The sequence below is a fragment of the Tsukamurella tyrosinosolvens genome (assembly GCF_900104775.1).
GTDB lineage: Bacteria > Actinomycetota > Actinomycetes > Mycobacteriales > Mycobacteriaceae > Tsukamurella > Tsukamurella tyrosinosolvens.
In genome coordinates, this window is sequence record NZ_FNSA01000003.1 from 2,317,446 (window position 1) to 2,342,888 (window position 25,443).

At 71.9% G+C, this 25,443-nt stretch carries 25 protein-coding genes and 1 tRNA gene; 7 read left to right on the plus strand and 19 right to left on the minus strand.

Translation table 11 applies throughout. The features are described 5' to 3' along the window. Positions 1–33 precede the first annotated feature (33 nt). Genes BLW32_RS12640 through BLW32_RS12660 form a run of 5 tightly spaced genes read right to left on the minus strand, consistent with a single transcriptional unit; the run spans position 34 to position 7,465 of the window. Positions 34–2,562 carry a sensor domain-containing protein gene (locus BLW32_RS12640; RefSeq protein ID WP_068741954.1) on the minus strand — a complete coding sequence of 843 codons (2,529 nt, stop codon included), beginning with the start codon at positions 2,560–2,562 and terminating at the stop codon, positions 34–36. Next, the gene (locus tag BLW32_RS12645; protein WP_068741953.1) at positions 2,559–3,431 is read right to left on the minus strand and encodes a Gfo/Idh/MocA family protein; all 873 of its coding nucleotides are present in this window, start codon (positions 3,429–3,431) and stop codon (positions 2,559–2,561) included. Before BLW32_RS12645 ends, BLW32_RS12640 begins: the two co-directional genes overlap by 4 nt. Beyond that, the gene (locus tag BLW32_RS12650; RefSeq protein ID WP_068741952.1) at positions 3,428–4,891 is read right to left on the minus strand and encodes an amino acid permease; all 1,464 of its coding nucleotides are present in this window, start codon (positions 4,889–4,891) and stop codon (positions 3,428–3,430) included. The genes BLW32_RS12645 and BLW32_RS12650 overlap by 4 nt, the downstream gene beginning before the upstream one ends. Positions 4,892–4,902: 11 nt before the next feature. Further along, positions 4,903–6,207, minus strand: a complete 1,305-nt coding sequence (locus BLW32_RS12655; protein WP_068525559.1) for a styrene monooxygenase/indole monooxygenase family protein — start codon at positions 6,205–6,207, stop codon at positions 4,903–4,905. 31 nt (positions 6,208–6,238) lie between these two features. Continuing rightward, positions 6,239–7,465 carry an acyl-CoA dehydrogenase family protein gene (locus tag BLW32_RS12660; protein WP_068741951.1) on the minus strand — a complete coding sequence of 409 codons (1,227 nt, stop codon included), beginning with the start codon at positions 7,463–7,465 and terminating at the stop codon, positions 6,239–6,241. Between the two features lie 102 nt (positions 7,466–7,567). Between BLW32_RS12660 and BLW32_RS12665 the strand changes: the two genes are divergently transcribed. Both BLW32_RS12665 and BLW32_RS12670 read left to right on the plus strand, forming a co-directional pair. Then, positions 7,568–8,821: a PA0049 C-terminal domain-containing protein gene (locus tag BLW32_RS12665; RefSeq protein ID WP_068741950.1), complete on the plus strand. Its 1,254-nt coding sequence runs from the start codon at positions 7,568–7,570 to the stop codon at positions 8,819–8,821. A 116-nt stretch (positions 8,822–8,937) separates the two neighbouring features. Further along, complete coding sequence (locus tag BLW32_RS12670) at positions 8,938–10,578, plus strand: AMP-binding protein (protein ID WP_068741949.1); 1,641 nt, start codon at positions 8,938–8,940, stop codon at positions 10,576–10,578. Between the two features lie 52 nt (positions 10,579–10,630). On the opposite strand, the gene BLW32_RS12675 is transcribed toward BLW32_RS12670, so the two are convergent. Genes BLW32_RS12675 through BLW32_RS12705 form a run of 7 tightly spaced genes read right to left on the minus strand, consistent with a single transcriptional unit; the run spans position 10,631 to position 15,777 of the window. Further along, positions 10,631–11,053: a type II toxin-antitoxin system VapC family toxin gene (locus tag BLW32_RS12675; protein ID WP_068741948.1), complete on the minus strand. Its 423-nt coding sequence runs from the start codon at positions 11,051–11,053 to the stop codon at positions 10,631–10,633. Beyond that, the gene (locus tag BLW32_RS12680; protein ID WP_225535486.1) at positions 11,050–11,331 is read right to left on the minus strand and encodes a type II toxin-antitoxin system Phd/YefM family antitoxin; all 282 of its coding nucleotides are present in this window, start codon (positions 11,329–11,331) and stop codon (positions 11,050–11,052) included. The genes BLW32_RS12675 and BLW32_RS12680 overlap by 4 nt, the downstream gene beginning before the upstream one ends. 56 nt (positions 11,332–11,387) lie before the next feature. Further along, entirely contained in the window at positions 11,388–12,005 is a 618-nt protein-coding gene (locus tag BLW32_RS12685; protein ID WP_068741947.1) for a hypothetical protein, read from the minus strand. Between the two features lie 4 nt (positions 12,006–12,009). Next, the gene (locus BLW32_RS12690; RefSeq protein WP_068741946.1) at positions 12,010–12,483 is read right to left on the minus strand and encodes a mycothiol transferase; all 474 of its coding nucleotides are present in this window, start codon (positions 12,481–12,483) and stop codon (positions 12,010–12,012) included. Next, a complete protein-coding gene (locus tag BLW32_RS12695) occupies positions 12,470–13,507 on the minus strand; it encodes a nucleoside hydrolase (protein ID WP_068525576.1) in 1,038 nt (345 codons plus the stop codon). The genes BLW32_RS12690 and BLW32_RS12695 overlap by 14 nt, the downstream gene beginning before the upstream one ends. Positions 13,508–13,563: 56 nt before the next feature. Next, a complete protein-coding gene (locus BLW32_RS12700) occupies positions 13,564–15,030 on the minus strand; it encodes an SDR family NAD(P)-dependent oxidoreductase (RefSeq protein WP_068741945.1) in 1,467 nt (488 codons plus the stop codon). A gap of 15 nt (positions 15,031–15,045) precedes the next feature. Further along, entirely contained in the window at positions 15,046–15,777 is a 732-nt protein-coding gene (locus BLW32_RS12705; protein ID WP_068741944.1) for a hypothetical protein, read from the minus strand. Positions 15,778–15,890: 113 nt separating this feature from the next. Between BLW32_RS12705 and BLW32_RS12710 the strand changes: the two genes are divergently transcribed. Continuing rightward, on the plus strand, positions 15,891–16,415 hold the full coding sequence (locus BLW32_RS12710; protein ID WP_068741943.1) for a gluconokinase: 525 nt from the start codon (positions 15,891–15,893) through the stop codon (positions 16,413–16,415). Positions 16,416–16,418: 3 nt separating this feature from the next. Here BLW32_RS12710 and BLW32_RS12715 read toward each other — a convergent pair whose 3' ends face one another. Next, positions 16,419–17,585, minus strand: a complete 1,167-nt coding sequence (locus tag BLW32_RS12715) for an NADH:flavin oxidoreductase (RefSeq protein WP_068741942.1) — start codon at positions 17,583–17,585, stop codon at positions 16,419–16,421. 23 nt (positions 17,586–17,608) lie between these two features. After that, entirely contained in the window at positions 17,609–18,772 is a 1,164-nt protein-coding gene (locus BLW32_RS12720; RefSeq protein WP_068741941.1) for an MFS transporter, read from the minus strand. Positions 18,773–18,836: 64 nt separating this feature from the next. Between BLW32_RS12720 and BLW32_RS12725 the strand changes: the two genes are divergently transcribed. After that, entirely contained in the window at positions 18,837–19,451 is a 615-nt protein-coding gene (locus tag BLW32_RS12725) for a TetR/AcrR family transcriptional regulator (RefSeq protein ID WP_068525588.1), read from the plus strand. Positions 19,452–19,454: 3 nt separating this feature from the next. Here BLW32_RS12725 and BLW32_RS12730 read toward each other — a convergent pair whose 3' ends face one another. Beyond that, the gene (locus BLW32_RS12730) at positions 19,455–20,444 is read right to left on the minus strand and encodes a DUF4185 domain-containing protein (RefSeq protein ID WP_102101892.1); all 990 of its coding nucleotides are present in this window, start codon (positions 20,442–20,444) and stop codon (positions 19,455–19,457) included. Positions 20,445–20,581: 137 nt separating this feature from the next. Between BLW32_RS12730 and BLW32_RS12735 the strand changes: the two genes are divergently transcribed. Next, on the plus strand, positions 20,582–20,827 hold the full coding sequence (locus tag BLW32_RS12735; RefSeq protein ID WP_068525590.1) for a hypothetical protein: 246 nt from the start codon (positions 20,582–20,584) through the stop codon (positions 20,825–20,827). Between the two features lie 40 nt (positions 20,828–20,867). Here the strand turns inward: BLW32_RS12735 and BLW32_RS12740 are convergent. Continuing rightward, a tRNA-Leu gene (locus BLW32_RS12740) sits at positions 20,868–20,953 on the minus strand. 103 nt (positions 20,954–21,056) lie between these two features. Here BLW32_RS12740 and BLW32_RS12745 point away from each other — a divergent pair. Together BLW32_RS12745 and BLW32_RS12750 are read left to right on the plus strand one after the other, a co-directional pair. Further along, complete coding sequence (locus BLW32_RS12745; RefSeq protein WP_068525592.1) at positions 21,057–22,397, plus strand: M20/M25/M40 family metallo-hydrolase; 1,341 nt, start codon at positions 21,057–21,059, stop codon at positions 22,395–22,397. Positions 22,398–22,432: 35 nt separating this feature from the next. After that, positions 22,433–22,969, plus strand: a complete 537-nt coding sequence (locus tag BLW32_RS12750) for a YbhB/YbcL family Raf kinase inhibitor-like protein (protein WP_068525594.1) — start codon at positions 22,433–22,435, stop codon at positions 22,967–22,969. A 69-nt stretch (positions 22,970–23,038) separates the two neighbouring features. On the opposite strand, the gene BLW32_RS12755 is transcribed toward BLW32_RS12750, so the two are convergent. The 3 genes from BLW32_RS12755 to BLW32_RS12765 are packed head-to-tail and all read right to left on the minus strand — an operon-like array spanning position 23,039 to position 25,408. Beyond that, positions 23,039–24,112 (minus strand): quinone-dependent dihydroorotate dehydrogenase, encoded by a 1,074-nt coding sequence (locus tag BLW32_RS12755; RefSeq protein WP_068742314.1) that lies wholly within the window; start codon positions 24,110–24,112, stop codon positions 23,039–23,041. 26 nt (positions 24,113–24,138) lie between these two features. Continuing rightward, entirely contained in the window at positions 24,139–24,378 is a 240-nt protein-coding gene (locus BLW32_RS12760; RefSeq protein ID WP_068525595.1) for a DUF5703 family protein, read from the minus strand. A 10-nt stretch (positions 24,379–24,388) separates the two neighbouring features. Continuing rightward, complete coding sequence (locus BLW32_RS12765) at positions 24,389–25,408, minus strand: YncE family protein (protein WP_068741940.1); 1,020 nt, start codon at positions 25,406–25,408, stop codon at positions 24,389–24,391. Positions 25,409–25,443 lie beyond the last annotated feature (35 nt).

The following is a 25,443-nucleotide window of genomic DNA, read 5'->3' on the forward strand; positions in this document are numbered from 1 at the left end:
CCGGTCGGCGCGGGTCCGATCCCGTCGACGCGGTCAGCCGTCGGCGCCCCCTGGATCCGCCCAGCGGGGCAGGTGCTCGATGTCGACCGGACGGCTCCACAGGAAGCCCTGCGCGTACTGCGCGCCGGCTGCGGAGAGTGCGGCCGACTCCGCGGGGCACTCGATGCCCTCGGCGATGACATCGAGGTCGAGCGCCCGTGCCATGGCGACGGCGGCGTCCAGCATCGCCTCGAGCTGCGGGTCGTCGTGGCCCGTCGAGGCGACCACGACGGACCGGTCGATCTTCACCAGCGCGAGGTCGAGGTCCCGCAGTTGCGCGAGGCTGGACCAGCCGGTGCCGAAGTCGTCCAACGCGATCCTGACGCCGATCTCGACGAGCCGCTGCGCTGCGGCGAGGACGTGACGCTCCGGTACCACGCGCTCGTTGATCTCCAGGATCAGCCGCTCGGAGGGCAGTCCGGTCCGCGCGAGTGCACTCTCCACGACGTGCGGCAGGCGGGGGTCCGCGAGGTCCTCCGAGGCGAGGTTCACCGATACCCACCCCAGATCCGGTGCTGCGGCGAAGTCGGTGCAGGCCCGGTCGAGCACGACCCGGGCGAGGTCGGGCAGCATCCCGAGAGCCTCCAGGTGCGGGAGGAAGTCGGCTGGTGCCAGCTCGCCGCCGTCGGGATGCGTGAGTCGGGCGAGCGCCTCCGCCCCCACCATGGCGCCGGTCGCGAGGTCCACGATCGGCTGATAGCGGACCGTCACCTCCCCGCGATCGATGAGGGCGCGCACGTGGGTGGCGAGCGCCACCCGTTCCTGCTGCGGTGCGCGGAGCCCGGCGGAGTGCTGCACGATCCGGTTCCGTCCGTCGCGCTTCGCCTGCAGCAGCGCCAGGTCGCCGTCGATCAGCAGCTGCGTGATGCCGTCGTCCGCCGCCCCGGATTCGACGAGACCGATCGAACAGGTCACCGTCAGCTGCAGCCCGTCGACCTCCACGGGCCGCGCCATGGCGCCGCGGACCCGCTCGGCCCAGTCCGACGTGCGGCGCGCCGCGTCGACCCGGGGACGGAGGACGACGAACTCGTCGCCGCCGAGCCGTGCCACGAGGTCGGTGGGCAGGCTCGCGGACTGCAGCCTCCTGGCCACGACCTGGAGCACCTGGTCGCCGATCTTGTGCCCGAGGGAGTCGTTGATCCGTTTGAAGGAGTCGAGGTCGATCCAGAGCACCGCGAGGGCGTCACCGTCGGCCCGCCGCTGTTCGACGACGTCGGTGGCGCGCTCGATGAAGCCCGCCCGGCCGAGCAGACCGGTGAGGTCGTCGTGGTCGGCGCGCCAGCGCAGCCGGCGGTTGAGCTCGCGGATCTCCGACTCGGCCCGGCGCCGTTCGGTGATGTCCGTGATGGTGCCGATCAGTCGGGTGGGCGCTCCGTCGGGGCCGGTCTCCATCGCGCGACCCCGGTCGTGGACCCACCGCCAGCCTCCGTCCTTGGTCCGCATGCGGTGTTCGATCGAGAACTCTGCGGTGTCGCCCCGGACCACGCCCTGGATGACCTTCCACGAGCGCTCGTAGTCGTCCGGATGCACGCGCGCGGCCCAGTCATCGAGACTCCCGCTCAGATCGTCGGGCGCGTAGCCGAGCAGCGCCAGCCACTGCTGCGAGCGGAACACCGTGCTCGAGGCGACGTCCCAGTCCCAGATGCCGTCGCCGGCGCCGTCGATCGCGAACTGCCACCGCGCCTCGGCGTGCCGGAGCAGGTCCTGATCGTGGCGGGCGGCCGTGATGTCGCGCGAGATGCCGATCAGGCCCACCACCGTGCCGTCGGCGTCCCAGTACGGCGCCTTGTTCGACAGATAGGTCCGCAGCTCGCCGTCGACCTCCGGGTACTCCTCGACCTCGTGGCCGACGCCGGTCTCCATGATCTCCCGGTCCGTCGCCATGAGCGTCTCGGCGATGGCGGGGAAGACGACGGTGTCGTCGGAGCCGATCGCGAGAGCGGGTGGGATGCCGGCCAGTTCGGCCACCGCCGAGTTGATGTACTGGTACCGGCCCTGGCGGTCCTTGATGTAGACGAGGTCGGGTGCGGCGTCGATGACGGCCTGCAGCAGGCCCGCCACGCGCTCGGAGTGGTGCGCCGACTCGACGGCCCGTTCCTCGAGGCGGCGCTGCGCGTCGCTCATCGCGCGGACGGAGGCGACGCGCTCCGAGATGTCGCGGGTGAGACCGGCGATGTACCGTCGGCCGTCGATCTCGTGGAAGAAGAGGTGCGCCTCCACGGGGAAGGTGCTCCCGTCCTTGCGCCGGTGCATCGCGGGGATGACGAGCATCGTGCCGGCGAGCGCGAGCTCCCAGTTGTGGCGCGCCTCGCCGACGGTGACCTGCACGATGTCGAGGGCGTTCATGCGGAGCAGTTCGGCGCGCGTGTAGCCGGTACTCGTGCACGCGGCCTCGTTGACGGCGACGATGCGACCGTCCTCGTCGTGGACGAAGAAGCCGTCCAGCGACCGATCGATGAACGCGCGCGCGATCTCCGGGCCCAGCGACGTTCTGCCGGTCGCGTCCGGCCGTTCCGCGATCACGGCGCCGACGGGGCTGCCTGGACCTGGGCGATCGCGCGCTGCAGGTCGAGTCCGCGGCGCACGTCGAGCGGATGGTCCGCGCCCGTCGCGATCACCGCGAGGAATTCGTCGAGCAGCACCCGGAAGCACTCGGTCGACGGCGTCTCCCGGCGCTCGAGGACCGCCATGCCCTGCGCGGAGTGCGCGGACACCCGCATCACGGTCGGCAGCACCGGCGTACGCAGCGACAGCGAGAGTGTGGAGGTGGCGCCCCCGTCGTGGGCGAGCTGCGCCGTCCAGGTGTCGGAGGCGGCGTCGTACCGGGCGGCGTCCACGCCGCTGAGGGGACCGGCGACGGCGTCGAGCAGGTCCAGCACGTGCGGCCCCACGTCGAACAGCGCGCCCTGCTCCTGGCGCCACGCGGACGCCGCGAACTTCCCGGCCAGCGCCGCCCCGGAGAGCCACTGCGCCTCCGCGGCGACCGGCCCGAGCTCGGCGGCGCGGGCGAGGAACTCCCGGGTCTCGGGCGCGAACCGTCGGGTGAAGGCGACGATCGAGCGGACACCGGCCGCTTCGACGGCCTCCGTGAGCGCGACGGCACCGTCGACGTCGAGCGCGATCGGCTTGTCGAGGACGAGGTGTTTGCCGGCGCGCGCCGCCTCGACGGCGAGCTCGGCCTGGACGTTCGGCGGCACGGCGAAGGCGACGGCGTCGACGGCGTCGAACAGCTCAGCGGGGGAGTCGAAGGACCGGGGGAAGAGCTCGGCGGCGGCCGCGGGATCGCGGGCCCATCCGCCCACGAAATCGACGCCCGGATGTGCCGTGAGCGCAGGTGCGTGGGTCTCCCGCGCCCAGGGACCCGCTCCGACCAGACCGATGCGCACTGTCACCCATCAGAGTCTGCCACGGCCGCCTCCCGGCCCAGCACCGAGTGGCGCCGACCGTAGAGGAGATAGATGGCGACGCCGAGCGCGAACCAGACCAGGAAGCGCAGCCACGTCGCCACGGCGAGGTTGAGCATGAGGTAGACGCAGGCCAGTCCGGACAGCACCGGAATCACCGGCGAGAACGGAACCTTGAACGGTCGCTTGAGATCCGGCTTGGTGCGTCGCAGGATCGGCACGGCGAGGGAGACCAGGAGGAAGGCGAAGAGCGCGCCGATGCTCACCATCTCCGAGAGCGCCTCGATCGGGATGAAGCCGCCCATGAGGGCGCAGACGATCACGATGATCACGGTCAGGCGCGTCGGGGTGCCGAACCTCGGAGAGACCTTGGCGACCGCGGGCGGGATCAGGCCGTCCCGCCCCATGGCGTAGCCGATCCGGCCCATGGTGACCAGCTCGACCAGGATGACCGAGGTCAGGCCGGCGACGGCCGCGATCGCCACGAGGTCACCCGCCCAGGACGCACCGACCACGTCGAAGGCCTTCGACAGCGGTGCGCTGGAGTCGATGTCGGTGTACTTGACCATGCCGGTCAGCACCACCGAGACGAGCACGTAGAGCAGCGTGCAGGCCAGGAGCGTGCCGATCAGGGCCCGCGGCATGTCGCGCTCGGGGCGCCGCGCCTCCTCGCCGAGGTTCGCCACCGCCTCGAATCCGGTGTACGCGAAGAAGACGACCGCCGCCGCGGTGAGGATGCCCGCGACGCCGAAGTGCGAGGGGGCACCGCCCAGGATCGTCTCGATCAGCGGCCGGTCGAGCGCGTCGCCGCCGGACTCCGCCGGCACGGACTCCGGGATGAACGGCACGAGGTTGGAGCGGGTGATGAAGAAAGCGCCGACGATCACCACGAAGACCGAGATCGCGACCTTGACCAGCACCAGCAGGTTGGTGACCCGCGCCGACTCGCGGATGCCCACGGTGGCGATCACGCCGAGCACGACGATCACCAGGATGGCGCCGACGTTGACCGGCGCCTCCTCGGTGAACCACTGCGGCGGCAGTCCGAACAGGTCGGCCAGGTAGCCGGACCAGCTGCGGGAGACCACGGCGGCGCCCAAACCGAATTCGAGGAGCAGGTCCCAGCCGATGATCCACGCGAAGACCTCGCCGATCGTGGCGTAGGCGTACGTGTAGGCGCTGCCGGCCGTGGGGACCGCGGACGCGAGCTCGGCGTAGCAGAGGGCCGCGAACAGGCTGACCACGCCGGCGACGATGAACGAGATCGCGATGCCGGGACCGGCGTTCACCTTGGCCTGCACGCCGGTCAGGGTGAAGATGCCGGTCCCGATCACGATGCCGACGCCGAAGCCGACGAGGTCGAACAGCCGCAGATCGCGCCGGAGGCCGCCCTCAGCAGCGCCGTCGGCCTTGATCCTGGCGAGGGGTTTCGTCCGCAGGATGTCCATTCCGCGGGACGCTACACCCGTTCGTACGCCTCCGCAGTGGTCTTCGCGTCCTCGATGAAGCGCTCGACGTCCGCCTCCGTGTGGAAGTCGAGGATCGGCGCGGGCTCGGAGAGCAGGCCGAACAGCGCGGCACCCACCGCATCGTCGGAGACCGCGCCGGCGAAGAGCAGGCCGGCGGCGAAGGCGTAGTCCGGATCGCCGAGGAACAGACGGGTGACCTCCGCCGCGGCGTGGCCGCGCTCCTCCCAGTGCCGGTCGAACTGGTCGGTGATCCATTCGGCCGTGAAGTCCGAGCCCCGCGCCTCGATGGCCTTCACCAGCGCCGCGACCTGGATGAGCCCCGTCTGCGCGCCCTGCCCGGCGATCGGGTCGAACGCGATCGCGGAGTCGCCGAGCGCGAGCACCGGGCGACCGCTGCGGGTGTAGCCGACACCCTGGCGGACCGTCGGGGTGACGGCGCCGCGGAGCCACGAGTGCCGGTCCTCCTCGATGACGCGGAGCTTCTCGATGTCCGCGAGGTCGTCGGGGAAGTAGTCGCGGTAGATGCTCACCACCACCTCGAGGGCGCTCTGCGCGTCCGTCACCTCGCCCCACCGCTGCACCCAGTCGCCGTCGGGCTTCGCGAACCCGAGCACGCTCCACGTGGCGCCGACATCCTTGTGCCAGTACGGGCCGATCCAGATCTCGCCGTGGTCGGTGTGCAGGTTGAAGACGTTGTGCTTCCCGGCGCCGTGGCCGCGGGCGGTGAAGACGTCGTCGCCGTGGCCGAGCCCGGTGAAGGCGGCGGCCAGCAGGTGCCGCTGTGGGGAGCGGTAGACCGTGCGTGCCTCGTCGACGGGGAACAGGCCCGACAGTCCGCCCTTGCCGGTGGAGACCAGCGTGAGGTCGTGCGCGGCCGCGACGGCGTCGAGCTCCTCGGGCGTGACGGTCTCGACGTGGAACGAGCCGCCCGCCTCCTCGAACAGCCGGATCCGGTCGTGGGCGCGCAGCCGCACGTCGATCCCGGCCGCGGTGTAGGTGAAGTCGGGATCGAAGGCGAGCACCTGCTCGAGCGCGCCCGGCTCGCCCGTGTTCAAGCGGGTGTTCATGCCGGTGGACAGCGGCGCGTCGGGGTAGAGCTCCTCGACGAGGGTGTGGTCGACGTCCCGGGAGTGCCCGAAGAGGACGGCGGTGCCGGTGGCCGGGACCTCGTCGCGCAGTTGCTCCGCGGTGCGGTCGCTGTAGAGGTCGACGGGGTGCCCGGCGCGGGCGAGGACGAGCGCGGCGGTGGCTCCCACCACTCCGGCGCCGATGATGGCGATGCGTGCCTGGGTCATGGTCGTGCCTTTCGGTGGTCGGATCGATCGGTTACTGCGCGGTGGTTCCGGTGGGCGCGGTGCGGGCGCCCGCGTTCCAGGCGTACGGCAGGTCCGCGCCGTTGAGCAGGAGGTCGCCGATGGCGCGGGCCTTCTGGATCGCGGGGTTGTGCACGGCGAGGGTGCGGGCGTTGCGCCAGTGTCGGTCGAGCCGCAGGTCGGCGTCGACGATGGACGCGCCGCCGACCTCGAACAGGTCGGTGGTGGCCCTCAGGACCGTGTCGATGACGGCGAGCTGCGCGTGCGCGGCCGCCAGCTCGGCCTCCGGCACCAGGTCCTCGTGGACCCGACGGTCCGCGAGGGCGTCGTCGAGCACGTCCGCGACGGCGAGCACGGCCTGCTTCGCCGACCACGCCGCGCTGGAGAGCCGGCCGATCACCTGCTGGACCAGCGGGTCGTGGCGCTGCAGGTCGGCGGCGGCGTGCGAGAACGTCCGGGTGCGGGCCTGCACCCAGGCCACGGCGTCGTCGGTGGCGCGCTGCGCGATGCCGGCGAGTCCCGCGAGCTGCACCAGCTGCAGATACGAGGTGGCGTAGGTCGCACCCGGCGCGCCGTAGCCGGCGCCGAGAAGGCGGTCGGCGGGGACGGCGACGTCGGTGAAGACGGTCGTGCCGCTCGCGGTGAGGCGCTGTCCGAAGCCGTTCCAGTCGTCGACCTTCTCGACGCCGTCCGCGTTCGCGTCGACCAGGACGCCGACCCGCTCGCCGTCGAGGTCGGCGGCGACCAGGATCTGGTCCGCGTACAGGGTGCCGGTGGAGTAGAACTTGGTGCCGCTGAGCCGGTAGTCACCGTCGTCCTGCTTGGTCAGCGTCGTGGCGTAGCCGCCCACGGAGCCGGCGCCGGGCTCGGTGATCGCGTTGCCGACGACGGTGCCGTCGACGACCGCGCGGAGCCACGCGTCGCCCGCGGAGGTGTTCGCGAGCCGCTGATCCTCGACGAAGTTGACGTGCACGCGCAGCGCCTGCGGGATGTTGGAATCGGCGGCGGCCAGGTTGATGAGCTGGCGGAAGAATTGCCGCAGCGTCACGCCGCCGCCGCCGAGCTCGCGGGGCACGCGGAGCGCGGTGAAGCCGGCTTCCTTGAGCTGTGCGATCGGCTCGTGCACGAGTTCGCGGTCGCGCTCGCGGGCGACGGCGCCCTCGGCGATCCGGGCGTAGACGGGGCCGAGGGTCGCGTCGAGCTCGGCGTCGGACTTCGATGGCGTCAGCGAGGTGGTCATGGCCGACAACTGTGGTCTGCGAACGATCACCTGACGAGGGTTCGCCGCGCCGTGAACGTATTCCGGCCGGACCGGGGCGCCGCGGTGGCCTAGGTTCGACGGATGGTACGTCGTCTCGCGCACGCGATCTCCCTGTCCGCCGCCGGTGCCGTTCTCGCCGGGACGCTGGTCGCGGCGCCATCCGTGGCCGCGGGCCCGTCGACCGTCCCCACCGCCGAGGAGCGTCTGTACGACGCGGGGGAGATTCCCGCCCGCCTGGTCGCCTCCGCGGGGCTCGAGCGGTATCCCGGCGAGCTGCGCCGGGCGCTGGCGCGGTCGAGGACCGTCGACGAGGCGGAACGCGCGGCCGAGCAGTCGTCGCGGGACGTGTGGCGCGCGGCCGTGCAGCGGGTGCAGAGCGGCGCGGACGGTTTCGCGGCCGACGACCGACCGCTCTACTGGGCCCGGCTCGCCATGATCCGCGCCGTGCGCGACTGGCGGCCGGGGTTCGCGGTGCCGGAGGCGCGGCGTTCCGGGATCGTGACCGCCATCGACGAGATCTCGCGCGGCCAACGGCGCGCACCGTCGGGCAGGACGGTGCTCGTCACCGGGTTCGACCCGTTCCGCCTGACCCGGGACATCCGGCAGGGCAACCCGTCCGGGGCGATCGCGCTGGCCCTCGACGGCACCCGGGTCGACACCCCGACCGGGCCCGTGACCGTGGTCGCGATGACCTTCCCGGTGCGCTGGCGGGACTTCGGTGCCGGGATGGTCGAGCGGGCGGTGACCCCGTTCCTGCGGCCCGGACCGTCGCGCGCGGTCGGCTTCACGACGGTGAGCCAGGGCCGGCCCGACAAGTTCGACCTGGAGGCGATCAACGGGGTGTGGCGCGGCGGCGCGGTGGACAACGAGGCCGCCTGCTTCCGGGGCGAGGCGCCGGTGGCCGGGGTCGCGCCGCAGTGGACCCGCAGCACGCTGCCGATGGGCGCCATCGGTGCGGCGGCCCGGGGCCGCTATCCCGTGGTCCGCAATCCCGAGATCGCCTACGCCACCGGGACGAACCCGCCGGTGTCGACGGCGTGCGGTCTGCCCCCGATGTCGGCCACCGCGACCACGGGGGAGCCGCCGGCCGGTGCGCTCGCGCGGCAGGGCGCGGGCGGGGACTACCTCTCCAACGAGATCGGCTACCGCGTCACGCTGGTGCGCGACCGGCTCGCCGCGCCCGTGCCCGGCGGTCATCTGCACACGCCCGTGCTCGACGGGCTGCCCGCGGACCGGAGCGTCGTGGACTCGGCGCAGTACCGGGCGAATCTGGCGGCGATCGTCGCCCAGGCGCGGTCCGTGGTGGCGGTGGTGGCGCGCGGCGAACGCGGCTGAGCGCGATCTCCGCGCGTTTCGCGCCCGAATCCGCCCCACGCGGCGGTAGAACCTGTTACAACTAGAACACGTTCTGCCGAGCTGAACGGGTTCGCAGGTCAGGAACAGGAGTGCGCATGAAGTTCAACCTCGCCGATGTCTTCGAGGCGGTCGTCGACGCGGTGCCGGAACGGATCCTACTGAGTTTCGAGGGGGATCAGACCTCGTACGCGGAGATGGACGGGCAGGCGAACCAAGTGGCGCACCTGTTCGCCGCGAACGGGATCGGCGCCTTCGACCACGTCGCACTGTTCCTCAAGAACAGCGTCGAGCACGTGCAGTCGCTGCTGGGGCTCATCAAGATCCGCGCGGTGCCGGTCAACGTCAACTACCGGTACACCGCACCCGAGCTCGAGTACATCTTCACCAACTCCGATGCGCGCGGCATCATCGTCGAGATGCCGGAGCATCAGCGCACGCTCGCGACGCTCGTCGACAAGCTCCCCGAGCTGCGGACCGTGTTCGTGATCGGCGAGACCGATCCGGCCCTCGCGGCCGCGGTCGACGGTGCCGACGGCGTCGCCCTGGTGCCGTTCGCCGACGCGGCGGCCCAGTCCACCGAGCGCGACTTCGAGGAGCGCACCGGCGAGGAGCACTACATCATCTACACCGGCGGCACCACGGGCTACCCGAAGGGCGTGGTGTGGCAGCACGACGACTTCTTCCGCAAGCCCTTGTCCGCCGGCGTGCCGTACGGCGGAGAGCCGCGCCAGAGCCTCGACGAGGTGGGGGAGGGCGCGAAGCAGTTCCCGCCGCTCGCCTTCCTCGTGGCCGCGCCGCTCATGCACGGCGCCGCCGCCTACTCGCTGTTCACGTTCTTCGTGCTCGGTTCCCGGATCATCCTCGAGCGGGACTTCAAGGCCGAGCAGATCGTGCGGAACATCAAGCGCGACCAGACGCAGACGATCCTCATCGTCGGCGACGCCATGGGCATCCCGCTTGTCGAGGAGATGGAGAAGCAGAAGGACACCGCGGACTTCTCGTCGCTGTTCTCGATCACGTCGGGCGGCGCCATCTGGTCCAAGCACGTGCGCGACCGGATGGCCGCGATCAAGCCCGAGCTGATCCTGCGGGACAACTTCGGCGCGTCCGAGTCGGGCAACGACGGTGTCATGACCCTCGACGAGAACGGCAACCTGCACGCGCCGCCCACCGACAAGATGATGGTGGTCGACGAGTCCTTCGAGCAGATCACCGAGACGGGCCAGGTCGGCTACATCGCCCGCGTCGGCAACGTCCCGCTCGGCTACTACAACGATCCGGAGAAGTCGGCGCGCACTTTCCCGACCCTGCCCGATGGCCGGCGGATCTCGGTGCTCGGCGACATGGGCTACCCCGCCGAGGACGGCGGCATCGTCTTCCTCGGCCGGGGGAGCCAGTGCATCAACACCGGCGGCGAGAAGGTCTACGCGGAAGAGGTCGAGGCCACCCTGCACGGGCACCCCGCGATCGCCGACGCGCTCGTGGTGCCGGTGCCGGACGCCCGTTACGGCCAGCGCGTCGCCGCGGTCATCTCCGTCGCAGCGGGCCAGGAGCGCCCGTCGATCGAGGACGTGCAGACCTTCGCCCGCAGCGAGCTCGCCGGCTACAAGGTGCCGCGCACCATCGTCTTCGTCGACCAGGTCAAGCGCACCCCGGCGGGCAAGGCCGACTACCGGTGGGCGAAGACCACGGCCGAGGACGCCGCCCAGGAGGCCTCGGAGGGGCAGCCCGCCTGACGGGCCGATCCTCGGTGCGATCGGCGAAGGGCCGGCCGAAACGCACCGTGGATCAGCCGGTGAACTCCCAGGGATTGACGACGGGCACGCCGGCGCGCTCGAAATCCTTGGTATTGCGGGTGATGACGGTGAGTCCGTTAAAGATCGCGGTGGCGGCGAGAAGTGTGTCGTTCTCAGGCGCCGGATCGGGTACGTGCAATTGCGCAGCGAAGCGCGCGACAGGACGATCGACGGGGATCGTCCGGTCCGCGAACACACCGAGCACCTCGTCGTCGAACCACCGCCGATAGGTGCGGCCGCCCGCGGGATCCCGCCGCTCGATTCGGAGCACACCCCGTTCTACTTCCAGCAACGTGATCACGCTGATGAAATAGCGATCCGAATCCTGATCGCCGGCCCAAGCGAGAACTCGAGGATCCGCGCGAGATGCCTTGCGCAGTTCGCTGAGCACGTTCGTGTCGAGTAGGAAACTCACGACAGATCGATCTCCCGTGGGGTCCAATCGATCGAAGCGACCGCTCGATCGAACTCCAGATCGAGATCGGGATCGACCGGCTCCTTCATCGCGAGCGCATCGGCGAGGCTCACCCGGGGCTTCTCGAGCCGGCGATACGCCGCGATCGACATGAGAACGTACGCCGGTTCGCCTCGGTCGGTGATGAGGACCGGCGCCTCATCGGCGGCCCGCTTCGCCGCGCTGACGTCCCGGTTGAAGTCGCGGGCGGATATCGACCTGTTCACCATGTCAGTCATCGCGCGCCTCCTGGTAGGTAAGTGCCTACCAAACTACGCTCGATGAAGCCCGCTCGCTACTGGGTCGCCAACCAGTCCAGGTACGCGGCGCCGCGGGGGGAGAGCTCGTAGCCGACCTCGTGGCTGATCGTTAGGCCCATGCCCTTGAGCTTGCGGATGTCCGCCTTCATGGGCAGCAGCTCGACGCCGCGCTCGGCGGCGAGCTCCTTCGAGACGATGTGCGGGTGGTCGCGGATCCAGGCGAGGATGTCGCGGGTCCACGGGCCGGTCTCGCGGGCATCGAGCCGCGCCAGGCGTCGCGCGATCGCCGCGAGCTCGGCGTCGTCGGGGAGTTCCTCCCGCAGCGCGAGCCGCGGGTCCTCGCCGGCCCATTCCAGGTGGACGCGGTAGACGTGTTCGCCGCCGCGGGCGGACCGCTCCCGGCGGGGCGCATCGGGGTCGCGGGGCGTGAGCAGTTTGCGCAGCGCCGCCGCGTCCTTGACGCCCGCGGCGCGCGCGGCGCGGTCGCTGATCCTCTCGACGTCCGGCACGCGGGTGACGCGGGTGAAGCGCAGCAGCCCGGCCGGGGTGAGCTGGGTGCCGCCGACCTTGACCCGCGGCGTGTCCCAGCGCCGGTACTGCGTGGTGATGCGGCCGTCGCGGACGCCCTCGGCCACGGCCTTCGGAATCAGCATGGCTTCAGTCTGCGCGCCGCGCGACCACGTCGCGACAGATCTCCATGTGCCCGGTGTGCTGGGCCAGCTCGCGCAGCATGTGGGTGAGCACCCATTCCGGCGTCGCCGTGGCGGCGTTGCGCCGCGTGGTGCCGGTGGCGCCGGGGTTGCGGATCCCGGTGGCCGCGACCGCGGCCCAGCGCGGGACGTCCGTGCGCAGCCGGGCGACGATCGCCCGGGCCTCGGCGACGGTGCCGGTCGCACGGAACTCCGTGGACCGCTCGCGGGGGATGTCCTCCCCGGCCATCAGCGAGCCGCCCCAGTAGCCGAGCGCCCCGCCGACGTGCGTGACGAGCGCGAACACGGTGTTCACGCCGGGGACCGGAGGCGCCGCGTTGACGGTCGTGTCGTCCAGGTCGTCGAGCACGCGGTCGATCGTGTCCAGGGTCTCCGCGGCGACGTTGAGGAAGGCCGCGATCTGGCCGTCAGCCGCGGGCACGGGCGAGTCCTGCGATCGAGTCGATCAGATCGTCGAAGAAGGCCGCCTGATCGGTGGCGACGGCGACCTGCGCCGTGTCCGGCCGGTTCCAGCTGCCGTGCACGTCGGCGATCGTCGTTCCGCGGGTGAGTGATCCGGTGAGCTCCACGTCCACAGGGTAGGCCCGGGTCTCGGCGATCGTCGGATCCAGGGCGACGGCCGCGGCGAACGGGTCGTGCATGTGCGCGATGTAGCCGAGGTCGTGGTCGCGGTGGAACTCGAAGTAGAACCGCACGGCGTCGGAGGCGGCCCGGACGACGGGATTGCTCGCGGCCGACCGCGTACCGTCGGCGTCCTCGGGATCGAGGCACTCCGCCGGGCTGCTGCCCGCGGCGTCCGCGAGCCGCAGCAGGTGGTCGGGCGTCAGCTCGATGGTCTCGGTGAGGTCGAGCGGGCAGAGGATCGGGAGCGGGGTGCCGGTGCCGTCGAGCTCGCCGTACGCGCGCAGCACCTCCCACAGCGACTCGGGGTCGACGGCGACGTTCCACTCGGACGTGGGCGTGGTGTTGCCGGGGTGCCAGAAGACGCCGCCCATGATCACGAGGCGGCGCAGCCGGGCGAGGATCCCGGGGTCGTCGCGCAGGGCCAGCGCGAGGTTCGTGCACGGACCGGTCACCAGCGCGACGACCTCGCCGGGGTGGGCACGGGTCAGATCGGACCAGGCCTGCGGCCCCGTGATCTCCGACGGTCCGCGGCCCGGCGTCGGCAGCTCGGCGTAGCCGACACCGAACGGTCCGTGGGTCTCCTCGGTGGTCATCAGCGGGGTCGACAGCGGCGCGTCCGAGCCGGGGTGGACCTCGATGTCGGTGCGGCCCAGCAGTTCCAGCCAGGCGAGGTTGTTCTCCACGACCTGCGGCGCGGGCACGTTGCCGGCCGTCGAGACGATGCCGAGGAGATCCACACCGGGTTTGCTCAGCAGGTACAGCAGGGCCAGGGAGTCGTCGACGCCGGTGTCGCAGTCGAACAGGACCTTCGTTTCCGCCACATCGACGACCCTAGCGCCCGGCACCGACAGCGATCACCGCGGCGGAGGACCGCACCTCACCACGGCGACGGCTTGTAGTCCTTGAGGAAGCAGCCGTACAGGTCGACGCCGTTCTCGCCCTGGACGATCGGGTCGTACACGCGGGCGGCACCGTCGACCAGGTCGAGCGGGGCGCGGAAGCCCTCGTCGGCGAGCCGCATCTTGGTGTGATGCGGCCGCTCGTCGGTGATCCACCCGGTGTCGACGGCGGTCATGAGGATGCCGTCCTGCTCCAGCATCTCCCCGCTCGAGGTGCGGGTGAGCATGTTCAGCGCCGCCTTGGCCATGTTGGTGTGCGGGTGGCCGGGTCCCTTGTACCCGCGGCCGAACTGGCCCTCCATGGCGGAGACGTTGACGACGTACTTGCGGCGCGCGGGCGAGGCGGCCAGGGCCGGACGCAGCTTCGAGATGAGGATGAACGGTGCCACGGAGTTGCACAGCTGGACCTCGAGCAGCTCCAGCGGCTGCACCTCCTCGACGGTCTGCACCCAGGAGTTGGTGTGCACGAGGTCGGGCAGGAGGCCGCCCGCGTCGATGGCGGTGCCGTCCTCGATGCGCGCGGCGGACGACGAGCCGCCTCGCAGCGCGAGCGCGGTGAGCGCCGCCGGATCCAGGGCCGCGAGGTCGCCGGAGACGCCGCCGGTGTGCCCGTCGAGGGCCTCGGTCAGCGCGGCGGGATGCGCGGAGCTGGCGCGCCCGAACCGGATGATCCGGCTCGCGAGCTCGGGCGGCACCTCGCCGGCCTCGGCGTCGACGAGGGCGGAGTACGCACCGGGGGAACGGCGCACCGTCTGCGCGGCGTTGTTGATGATGATGTCCAGCGGCCCGCGCGCGGCGACGGCGTCCGCCAGTGCGCTGACCTGCGAGGGGTCGCGCAGGTCGATGCCCACGATGTGCAGGCGATCGAGCCACTCGGCGCTGTCGGCGAGCTCGGCGAAGCGGCGCGCGGCGTCGGTCGGGAAGCGGGTGGTGATGGTGAGGTCGGCACCGTCGCGCAACAGGCGCAGGGCGATGTACATGCCGATCTTGGCGCGGCCGCCGGTGAGCAGCGCGCGGCGTCCGGTGAGGTCGGTCGTCGCGTCGCGCTTGGCGTGGCTGAACGCGGCGCAGTCCGGGCACAGCTGGTGGTAGAACGCGTCGATCCGCGTGTACGGCTGCTTGCAGATGTAGCAGCTCTGCGGGCGCGACAGCTCGCCGGCGCTGTCGCCGGCGGTCGGCGTGGTCAGCAGGATGCCGGCGGTCTCGTCGTCGATGCGCTCGGCGTTGCCGGTGGCGGTGCGCTCGAGCACGTCGCGGTCGGCGGCCTTGACCTTCGCGCGGGCAGACTTGCGGCGCTCACGCTTGAGCAGCTTGAACATGTGCCCGACGGCGCGCTGCACCTCGACGGACTGCGGATCGCCGTCATCGAGCAGCGCGGCGGTCTCGAGCACGCGGTGGAACGCGGCGAGATCCTCCGCGGAGATCGGGGCGGTGGGTTCGGGCATGGGGACGATTGTCCCTCATCCGCCGAGGGGCACCGTCGCCTCGTGCGCCGTGAGGTCGACCACGAGCGCGTCCTCGGACCATCGGATGTCGGTGATCGTGAGCGCGTCGACGGCCGGCGGCACGATCCGGGCCCGCAGCGCGGTGATCCACGAGTCGATCGCCCAGGCGATCGGGATCGGCACCGGGACGACGCTGACCGGCATCGACAGGTCCGTGGCCCGCAGTGCGACCCGGCCGTCCCGGACCGACACGGCCACCACGACCCGCACGTCCACGCCGAGGCCGAAGGCGACCGGCAGCCCGACGGTGACCGCCACCGACCGGCGGCGCGGGAGCAGCCTGAGGGTCCGCACCACGATCGCCGCGTCGTCGGCCTCCTCACGGGCCGTGTCGACGAGGTGCCGCATCCAGGACAGCCGCAGCTCGGCGGTCGCGTCTAGGGACCCGACGGTGACCGCTGCGTTCCCTGGGACCACGTCCGTCGCGTCGGCGGTGAGAACCAGGACCCGCGGGTCGGCCGCGGCGTGCCGGGTCTCGACGTGCAGCCGCGGGATCCGCCGGTGCCGCGCGAGCGGGACGAGGGCGGGGCGCGGTCCGAGGGCCACCGTCGGTGCGGCGCCGAGCGGGTCGGTGGTGGCGCGGACGATCTCCGACCGCACCCGGGCGCGGGCCCACGCCTCGGCGGCGAGCAGCGCGAGCGCCAGCAGGAGGACGACCGCGATCACGGCCGCGACGGACATCGGCATCCGGTCTCCCTCCCTCGTGCGGGTCAAGTATGCGGTGCCCGCCGGCGGGCGCGTCGGCGGCGGGGTGCGCGCTTGCGCCGCGCCCGCCCGGGCGGGCGTGATCTACTCGACCGATGGCGACGATCCAGATCTGCGTGATGGGCGTGTCCGGCTCGGGGAAGTCGACGGTGGGGGCCGAACTGGCCGCCCGCCTGGGCCGGGGCTTCGCCGACGGCGACGATTTCCACAGCGAGGCGAACCGCGCCAAGATGGCCGCCGGTCAGCCGCTCACCGACGAGGACCGGTGGCCCTGGCTCGGCACCATCGGTGCCTACCTGCGCGACGAGATGATCGCGGACCGGCCCACGGTGGTGGCCTGTTCGGCCCTCAAGCGGGTGTACCGGGACCGGATCCGCGCGGCGGGGGCCAGCGTCTACTTCGTGTTCCTCACCGGCAACGAGGAGCTGCTGCAGCAGCGCATGGAGAGCCGCGCCGGGCACTTCATGAAGGCCGGGATGCTGGAGTCGCAGCTGAGCATCCTCGAGCCGCTGGACGACGACGAGTTCGGCGTCACCGTCAACGTCACCGGCGACGTCCCGCAGATCGTCACCGAGGCCCTCGCCGACTTCGCCGCGACCGAGGTGCCCGGCATCGCCTGAGGCTCAGCCCGCCTCGGCGACGGGGCAGTGGGTGCGGGTGTAGATGGTGGGCATGCACAGGTTGCAGTGGGTGCAGCGGTCCGGCTCGACGGGGTTCTCCCGCATGCGTCGCACCAGATCGGGCGTGCGGAGCAGGCCGCGGCCCATCGCCACGAACTCGAAGCCCTCGGCCATGGCCCGGTCCACCGCGGCGCGCTCGGCGATCCCGCCGAGCAGGACCAGCGGCATCGTCAGTGCGGCCCGGAAGCGCCGCGCGAGACCGAGCAGGTAGGCGGGCCGGTACGGGTACTCCCGCAGGAAGACGGGGCCGGCGGCGCGCAACCCGACCCGGAGCGCGGGGCTGGGGAACGCGGCGGCGAACTCGCGCCGCGGCGGCGTGCCGTGGAACAGGTACATCGGGTTCAGCAGCGAGCTGCCGGCGGTGAGCTCGAGCGCGTCGAGCGTGCCGTCGGACTCGAGCCAGCGGGCGGTACGGAGGGCGTCGTCGGGGCTCAGCCCACCGGGTACGCCGTCGGTCATGTTGAGCTTGGCGGTCACGGCCAGGCGCCCGCCGACCGCGCCGCGTACCGCCTCCGCGACCTCGCGGGCGAGGCGTGCGCGGCCCGCGAGATCGCCTCCGTACGCGTCGCGGCGACGGTTGAGCAGCGGGCTGAGGAAGGCACTGATCAAGTAGTTGTGCCCGAAGTGGAGCTCCACGGCGTCGAACCCGGCCTCCTCGGCGAGCAGTGCGGCGTCGGCGTGCGCCCGGACCAGCGCGCGGATGTGCGTGACGTCCGGACGGAGGGTCGGGCGCAGCGCCAGCGGGCTGATCATCCGGCTCGGCGTCACCGGGCGCCGGTGCTGGGCCCCGTCGGCGACGGGCCCCGCGTGTCCCAGCTGCGCGGAGATCGCGGCGCCCTCGGCGTGGACGGCGTCGGTGAGCCGGCGCAGGCCGGGAACGGCCTCGGGGCGCATCCACAGTTGGCGGCGTTCGGTGCGACCCTCCGGTGCTACGGCGCAGTACGCCACCGTCGTCATGCCGACGCCGCCGCGGGCGAACTCGGTGTGGAAGTCGATGAGATCGTCGGTCACGAGGGCCTCGGGGGTGCGGCCCTCGAAGGTCGCGGCCTTGACGATCCGGTTGCGCAGGTCGACGGGGCCGAGCCGGGCGGGGGCGAAGGCGTCCTCCATCCCCGGATTAGAACATGTTCTGGTCAGTCGCGGGTGGCGATCGCCGCGGTCAGTCCGCCGAAGGCGAGGACCGCCGCGCCACCGAGCGCCACGGTCGTGAGCCCGCCGCCGAGAAGGGCGTCGAGGGGCGCGCCCAGGCTCGCGCCGCCGAAGATGGCCACGGTGTAGAGCGAGGCGGCGGCACCGATCGCGGGGGCGCCCAGCCGCGTCACCTCCGCGACGACGGAGGGTGCGGCGAGCGCGATCGCGCCGACGAGCAGGAACAGGCCCGCGCCGACCGCGACCGTCGCGCCCGTGGCGCAGAGCAGCGCACCGGCGACGGCGAGGGTGACCGCGGACAGGATCCGCGTGCGCGGCGGGATGCCGCCCAGGCGCAGCGTGAGGACGCCCGCGACGATCACCGCCGGGAGCGAGCCGGCGCGCAGCGCGAGGAGCGTCGTGGCGGTCCACCGGCCGTCCGCCGCGAGCGCGGCGTAGAGCGCCACGAGGACGCTGAGGAAGGTCAGGCCCGTGCAGTAGAGGAGGACCAGCCGGGGCCGGGCGAGCAGGCCGGGGATCGCGCGGTGCACGGCGGTGGGCGACGGTCGTTCGCCCACGGGGGCGTCATCGCCGGGGAGCAACGCCCGCACCGCGAGGGCGGCGGCCGCGGCGGCACCGGCGAACGTGAGGAGGACTCCCGTGATCCCGGCCGCCGGCGCGATCAATTGCGCCGCGACCTGGCTGACGACGGCGGACGCGAGGCCGGCGCCGATCGCGGCCGTGTTGAGCAGGACGCGCGCCGACACGGGTGCGGTGCGCGCGATGTAGGCGAGCGTGGCCGGGGTGAACGCCGCGGCGGCGAGTCCCTGAGCGGCGCGGCCGAGGAGGAACCACGACGCCGACGGAGCGAACGCGGTGAGGGCCGTGACGATCGCGGTCGCGGCCGCGCTCGCCACCATGAGGCGCCGGGCTCCGAGGCTGTCGGCGAGGGGGCCGAGCGCGAGGATGCCCACCGCGTAGACCAGGGCGAAGGCGGTGCTGGCGAGCGCTGGCGTGGAGCCGGAAGCGCCGGGTAGCGCCCCGATCTCGGCTGCGAGCGGCAGGACGACGTAGAGCTGCCCGACGATCGGCAGCGCGCCGAGGGCGGTGATGACACCGGTGCGGATCAGGACGGGGCGGGCGGTGCCGGAGCGGGTGGTCGTCGTCATGCCGGGAACGTACCAACCGCACGGTTGGCGGGTCAACCGGACGGTTGGCGGTAGTCTGTCGACCGTGACCGACGCCGCCGGATACGAATCGACGCCCACCAGCGAGGCGCTCATCGCCGCCGCCCGCACTGAGTTCACCCGGCGGGGCTTCGACGGTGCGCGCGTCGCCCGGATCGCCGCCGAGGCCGGCGTCAACAAGGAGCGGATCTACGGCTACTTCGGGAGCAAGGAGGGGCTGTTCGAGATCGTCATGGCGAAGGCGCTCACCGAGCACGTCGAGCACAGCCCGTTCCTCGAGGGCCAGACCCTCACCGAGCACGTCATGGCGGCCTACGATCACCACCGCCGCGACCCCGAGCTGGTGCGCCTGCTCATGTGGGAGTCCCTGCACTACGACGCCGACGCGGGGGAGGTGCCGCCCTTCAGTGACGGCCGGCGGGAGTTCTACCGCCGCAAGGTGGAGCGGCTGCGCGCGGTGACCGGCGGGACCGACGACCTCCGCGCGGCGATCGCGCTCTACGTCGCCATCGGCCTGCAGGCCGCTCCCTTCATGATTCCGCAGCTCGGCGCCGTCATCCTGGGCCGGCCGCTCTCGGACGACGAGGTGCAGGAGTCGCTGCGCCCACTGATCGAGCAGACGGTGCGGTTCATCGAGGAACGGCTCGCCGAGGACGGCTGAGGATCAGGGCCGGCGCAGCGCGCCGGTGAACATCATCGACTTGTACGGATGCCCGACCGCGGTGTTCCACTGCGAGACGACCAGCCGCGCCGATGCCAGCGTCGAACCGGGGACGAGGTAGCCGCCGTACAGCTGTGCGACCCGCCCCGCGGCGTGGTCCTCGTCCTGCCAGGAGGATCCCTGCAGCAGGGTCACCGGCTCGGACCAGACGCCGTCGATCCGGTCGGCGAAGCGCGCGGCGATCCGGTACCCCGCGGCGTCGAAGTACGTCAGCACCCACGTGCCCTCGACGATCGACAGGCTCAGCTCGCCGTAGCCCTGGCCCAGCACCAGATCCGTCGGTGGATTGCCCCACGCCCACCCCGTGTCCTGCCGCCAGCCCCACGACTCCCACTCGACGTTGACGCCCTTGCGGAGAGTTCCGAGGGTCTCGGTGCGCATGCGGTGCAGCCGCAGCCCCTTGTCGCGCGTGAGGCCGCCCGTGGAGACGTTGTACGTGTAGCCGTCCGGCGCCGGACACAGCGCCCACATGCACCAGGCGCCGTCCGCGTGCCCCGCGTTGTACTGGGCCACCTCGCGCCAGGTGGCGGCACCGTCGTCGCTGCGCCACAGGCCGGTCTGCACGACGGTGTCGAGGCTCTGCATGGTCATCGTGTGCAGGAAGAGGACCCCGTCGACCCGGATGCACGTCGTCGGCAGGATCGTGGTGAACAGTCCCGTGTCGTGCGAGTAGTCGAGCAACTGCCGGGCGCGGTCCGGGTCGGGGCCGGCGGGCCGGCTCATGACCCCGTTGCGGTCGCCGAACAGGCCGACGGGGGAGCGCCATTCGCCGGCGCCGATGCTCAGCCCCTCGAAGGTGTCGCCGAAGACGTAGAGCACTTCGTCGTCGACCCGGCACGCGATGCCCAGATCGGTACCGCCGACACCGAACCGGGTGACGGGCGTGATGTCGCGGAGCTTGCGGAGGCGGGCGGGCTCGATCGACTGGGGCACATCGTCAGACTGCCAGACGGTGCGCCGTCGTGCTCCGCTCCCGGTGGCGCGGGGACAGGTTCGGAGGAACTGTTCCGAATGTCCGGTACGCCGCGGAATCCGTCGCGGCCCGGCGCGAACGGGCGCACCATGAGGGTATGGACACGTTCACCGGACGCGAACTGTACGAGGCCTTCCACGCGGACTACGACGCCATCACCGATCGTGACGCGCGGATCTTCGACGCGGAGGGCCGCCTGCTGGCCGCGGGGCGGCTCTCAGGACTCAGGTTGGACGAATCGGACGGCACCGAGAAGCTGGAGTACAGCTTCCTGTCGCTGCACGACGACGTCCTGTGGGAGCCGACGCACCGCATCGTGCTGGCGCCGCAGCCCGTGCAGTAGAAAGACGAGAACCCCGGCCGGGGCCGGGGTTCTCGTTCTGTGCGCGGAGGGGGACTTGAACCCCCACGTCCGTTAATAGGACACTAGCACCTCAAGCTAGCGCGTCTGCCATTCCGCCACCCGCGCTGGGAAGCTCGTTCACAGTAATCCACGCGCGCCCGCGAAACCAAATCGCCACGTCGGGACACCCGCGGGCGCGACGATCCGTCCGGCGGTCCGTGGTACTCATATGGGTGTGGCTACTGCAGTGAACGCGCTCGACGAGGTCGTCGAGACCGTGAGCGCCCTCATCCGATTCGACACCTCCAACACCGGTGAGCTCGAGACGACCAAGGGGGAGGCCGAATGCGCCCGCTGGGTCCAGGCCCGGCTGGAGGAGGTCGGCTACGAGACGGAGTACGTCGAGTCCGGGCAGCCCGGCCGCGGCAACGTCTTCGCCACCCTCAAGGGCGCCGACCCCCGGCGCGGCACCCTGCTCGTGCACGGCCACCTCGACGTGGTGCCCGCGGAGCCCGCCGACTGGAGCGTGCACCCGTTCTCCGGCGCCGTGGAGGACGGCTACGTGTGGGGCCGCGGCGCGGTCGACATGAAGGACATGTGCGGCATCATGCTGGCGCTGGCGCGGCAGTTGAAATCGACCGGCACCGTCCCGCCCCGCGACATCATGTTCGCGTTCCTGGCCGATGAGGAGGCCGGAGGCACGTGGGGATCGCACTGGCTGGTGCAGCACCGGCCGGAGCTGTTCACGGGCGTCACGGAGGCCGTGGGCGAGGTCGGCGGCTTCTCGCTGACCGTCGACACCCCGTCGGGCGACAAGAAGCGCCTGTACCTCGTGGAGACCGCCGAGAAGAGCATGTGCTGGATGCGGCTGACCGCGAAGGCGCGGGCCGGACACGGATCGTTCGTGCACGAAGACAACGCGGTCACCCTCCTGTCGGAGGCCGTCGCCCGTCTCGGCCGGCACACGTTCCCGCTGGTTCTGACCGACAGCGTGATCGCCTTCCTGCGCGCCCTCGACCGGGAGTCGACGATCGACATCGACCTGGACGGGCCCGACCTCGAGGGGCAGCTCGCCAAGATCGGCGGGCTGGCCCGCATCGTCGGCGCGACGCTCCGCGACACCGCGAACCCCACCATGCTCAAGGCCGGCTACAAGGCGAACGTGATCCCGCAGACCGCCGAGGCCGTCATCGACTGCCGCGTCCTGCCCGGCCGGCAGGCCGCGTTCGAGAAGGAACTCGACGAGATCCTGGGCCCCGACATCGAGCGCGAGTGGATCACCAAGCTCGACTCCTACGAGACCCAGTTCGACGGTGACCTCGTGGACGCGATGAACGACGCGATCCTCGCGTTCGACGCCCACGGCCGCACCGTGCCGTACATGCTGTCCGGCGGGACCGACGCGAAGGCCTTCGCCAAGCTCGGGATCCGCTGCTTCGGCTTCGCGCCGCTGCAGCTGCCCGAGGAACTCGACTTCGCGGCGCTGTTCCACGGCGTCGACGAGCGGGTGCCCGTCGACGCGCTGAAATTCGGCACGCAGGTCTTCGAGCACTTCCTGATGAACTCCTAGAACCCCGAGAACCGCGCAACACGAGAGGATTCGAGATGACCGTTCCGTTCGATCCGTACGCGGGGCTGCCGGCCCTGCCCGCGCTCACCGTCACCTCCGAGAGCATCGTCGACGGTGCCGAGCTGCCCGTCGCGCACCGCAGCGGGATCATGGGCGCGGGCGGCGAGGACGTCTCGCCCCAGCTGTCCTGGAGCGGCGCGCCCGCAGGCACCAAGTCCTACGCCGTCACGTGCTACGACCCGGATGCCCCGACGGCCTCCGGGTTCTGGCACTGGGCCGTCGCGAACATCCCCGCTTCCGTCACCTCGCTCGCCGCCGGCGCGGGCGACGGTGCGCCCGGTTCGCTCCCGGAGGGCGCGCTGACGCTCAACAACGACGCGAGCCTGCCGCGCTACGTCGGCGCGGCGCCGCCCGCCGGCCACGGCCCGCACCGGTACATCTTCGTCGTGCACGCGCTCGGCGTGGAGAAGCTGGACCTGCCGGCGACGGCGACGCCCGCCTACCTGGGCTTCAACCTGTTCGGCGCCGCGATCGCCCGCGGCTCCATCACGGCCACGTACGCGCAGGTCTGATGCCGTAACGAAGTAGACGAAGGCCGCGTCCGGGAGTCCCGGGCGCGGCCTTCGTCGTGCGATGGGGCGTCAGCGGTCGACGCCGACGGCCTCGGAGATCGAGGCGAAGCCGTCGGCGCGCAGCCGTGCGGCCAGCTCCTTGTGCACGGTCCGGGTCCACGCGGGGCCGCCGTAGATGAACTGGGTGTAGACCTGCACCAGCGAGGCGCCGGCGCGGATGCGCTCGTAGACGTCGTCGACGGTCTCGATGCCGCCGACGGAGATCAGCACCAGATCGTCGCCGACGCGGGCGGCGAGGCGCCGCAGCACCTCCAGCGAGCGCGCCTTGACGGGGCGGCCGGAGAGGCCGCCCGCGCCGATGGCCTCGACCTCGGCGTCCGGCGTGGCCAGGCCCGCGCGGCTGATCGTGGTGTTGGTGGCGACGATGCCGGCGAGCCCCAGCTCCAGGGCCAGGTCGGCGACGGCGTCGACGTCCTCGTCGGCGAGGTCCGGGGCGATCTTCACGAGCACGGGGACGGTCACGGTGTCGAGCACCGCCTGCAGGAGCGGGCGCAGTGACTCGGTGGCCTGCAGGTCGCGCAGGCCGGGGGTGTTGGGGGAGGAGACGTTGACGACCATGAAGTCGGCCAGCGGGCCGAGCAGCATGGCGCTGACGCGGTAGTCGTCGGCGGCGCCCTCGAGCGGCGTGACCTTCGTCTTGCCGATGTTCGCGCCGATCGGCACCGCGGTCGGACCGGCGTCGCGCTTGCGCAGCTCGTTCGCGGCGGCGCCCGCGCCGTAGTTGTTGAAGCCCATCCGGTTGATCAGGGCGTGATCGGCGGGGAGCCGGAACAGGCGGGGCGTCGGGTTGCCGGGCTGCGCGTGGGCGGTGACGGTGCCGATCTCGGCGAAGCCGAAGCCCAGCGCGCCCCAGCCGTTCACGGCGCGCGCGTTCTTGTCGAAGCCGGCGGCCAGGCCCACGGGCGCGGGGAAGCGGACGCCGAAGACGGTCTGCTCGAGGATCGGATCCCGGTACGCGAGGCCCCGTCGGATCCCGGCACGGACGGGCGGGACCGCGGTGGTGCCCCGGATCAGGCCGAAGACCCAGTGGTGGATCCGCTCGGGCGAGACGAGGAACATCACGTTCAGGAGCGAACGGTAGATCGCCTGGGACATCGCCGACATGGTGCTCACAACCCCTTCGTGGCGTCCGGCGGCAACATGCCGGACGTTTTCGTGCGTTTGCGGCGCAGCAGGACCCGCCGCGAACCGTCGGTGTACAGCCGCACGCGGGACAGCTCCCACCCGCCGAACTCGGCCTCGATGGTCAGCCGCATCGCCGCGGTCACCCGGGAGACCTCCCGCGGCAATCGCAACGGCAGGAAATCGTACTCGTCCTCGTCGGGGGCGCTCCGGGTGCCGCTGGTCAATGTCCGTTCCCTAACGCGTCGGGATCGCCTGGATGCCGGCGCCCGTCGCCGACTGCACGTACAGCGTGCCGGTCTTCGCGTCCACCGCGATCGAGTTGGGCTGCCGGACGGTGGGGTACACCTTGCGCTGTTCGGGGATGCCGGAGCTCAGTGCGTAGCCGACCACCTCGTTCGTCGCGGTGCGCGTGACCCACATCAGCTTGTCGGTCGCGTCGTAGTCGACCGCCCACGGGGAACCCGCCTCCGGGTACAGGAAGCGCTCCATCAGCGGCGCGGCGGTGTAGCCGATGACCTGGTTCTTGCCGGTGTCGACGGCGAAGACCCGGCCGTCCGGCGCGATGGACGCGTTCGTGATGCCGCGACCCACCCGCAGGCCCTTGCCGATCTTGCCGCCCGCCACATCGACCTCGGTGATCGACGACTGCAGCCGGTCCACGACCACCACGTCGGAGCCGTGCACGAGGATCCTGCTCGCCTCGACGGGCCCGGTGATGGTCTTCGGGTTCGGCGAATCCCCGAGCGCGACGATCCGTCCGTCGGAGGTGCCTGCGAGCACGGAGGCACCGTCCGCGCCGTACGGCGCCACCGTGAGGACCTCACCGTCGACGTCGAAGGTCTTGCGTCCGACCGTGACGGCGCCGTCGGCTCCGCCGTCGCGCGGTAGTACGACCACCTGCTTCCCGGCCGCGACGAGGAATCCGCCGTCGTGGTTGGCGACGACCTGGCTCGGACGCGCCGACAGCGTCGCCCGAGCTGCTACCGCGAGGCCGCCGTCGACCCGGTACTGCACCACCTCGTTCCCCTCGATCGCGGCGAGCCGCCGGCCGACCGGGTCGAAGGCGAGGCCCTCGCCCGCAGCGGCGGGTGCCACCACGCCGGCGGGAGGCACCGTGGGCTCGGGCGCGACAGCGGGTTGCGCCGGGACGATCGTGGGCCGGTCCTCGCGGGCGGGCGTCGTGGAACAGCCGGTGAGGGCGACCGCTGCGACGACGGTGAGGGCGGCGATCCGGGAGGCGAAGGTGCGGGTCATGATCCCTCGAAACTACCGCCCCGGGCCCGTCCCGG

Bases quoted from the DNA above. Each gene is read 5' to 3' on its own strand.
- BLW32_RS12665 (WP_068741950.1), top strand. From the start codon at position 7,568: ATGGTACGTCGTCTCGCGCACGCGATCTCCCTGTCCGCCGCCGGTGCC.
- BLW32_RS12660 (WP_068741951.1), bottom strand. From the start codon at position 7,465: ATGACCACCTCGCTGACGCCATCGAAGTCCGACGCCGAGCTCGACGCG.
- BLW32_RS12685 (WP_068741947.1), bottom strand. From the start codon at position 12,005: ATGCTGATTCCGAAGGCCGTGGCCGAGGGCGTCCGCGACGGCCGCATC.
- BLW32_RS12670 (WP_068741949.1), top strand. From the start codon at position 8,938: ATGAAGTTCAACCTCGCCGATGTCTTCGAGGCGGTCGTCGACGCGGTG.
- BLW32_RS12700 (WP_068741945.1), bottom strand. From the start codon at position 15,030: ATGCCCGAACCCACCGCCCCGATCTCCGCGGAGGATCTCGCCGCGTTC.
- BLW32_RS12720 (WP_068741941.1), bottom strand. From the start codon at position 18,772: ATGACGACGACCACCCGCTCCGGCACCGCCCGCCCCGTCCTGATCCGC.
- BLW32_RS12750 (WP_068525594.1), top strand. From the start codon at position 22,433: ATGACCGTTCCGTTCGATCCGTACGCGGGGCTGCCGGCCCTGCCCGCG.
- BLW32_RS12655 (WP_068525559.1), bottom strand. From the start codon at position 6,207: ATGACCCAGGCACGCATCGCCATCATCGGCGCCGGAGTGGTGGGAGCC.
- BLW32_RS12745 (WP_068525592.1), top strand. From the start codon at position 21,057: ATGGGTGTGGCTACTGCAGTGAACGCGCTCGACGAGGTCGTCGAGACC.
- BLW32_RS12765 (WP_068741940.1), bottom strand. From the start codon at position 25,408: ATGACCCGCACCTTCGCCTCCCGGATCGCCGCCCTCACCGTCGTCGCA.
- BLW32_RS12705 (WP_068741944.1), bottom strand. From the start codon at position 15,777: ATGCCGATGTCCGTCGCGGCCGTGATCGCGGTCGTCCTCCTGCTGGCG.
- BLW32_RS12735 (WP_068525590.1), top strand. From the start codon at position 20,582: ATGGACACGTTCACCGGACGCGAACTGTACGAGGCCTTCCACGCGGAC.
- BLW32_RS12710 (WP_068741943.1), top strand. From the start codon at position 15,891: ATGGCGACGATCCAGATCTGCGTGATGGGCGTGTCCGGCTCGGGGAAG.
- BLW32_RS12650 (WP_068741952.1), bottom strand. From the start codon at position 4,891: ATGGACATCCTGCGGACGAAACCCCTCGCCAGGATCAAGGCCGACGGC.
- BLW32_RS12715 (WP_068741942.1), bottom strand. From the start codon at position 17,585: ATGGAGGACGCCTTCGCCCCCGCCCGGCTCGGCCCCGTCGACCTGCGC.
- BLW32_RS12680 (WP_225535486.1), bottom strand. From the start codon at position 11,331: ATGACTGACATGGTGAACAGGTCGATATCCGCCCGCGACTTCAACCGG.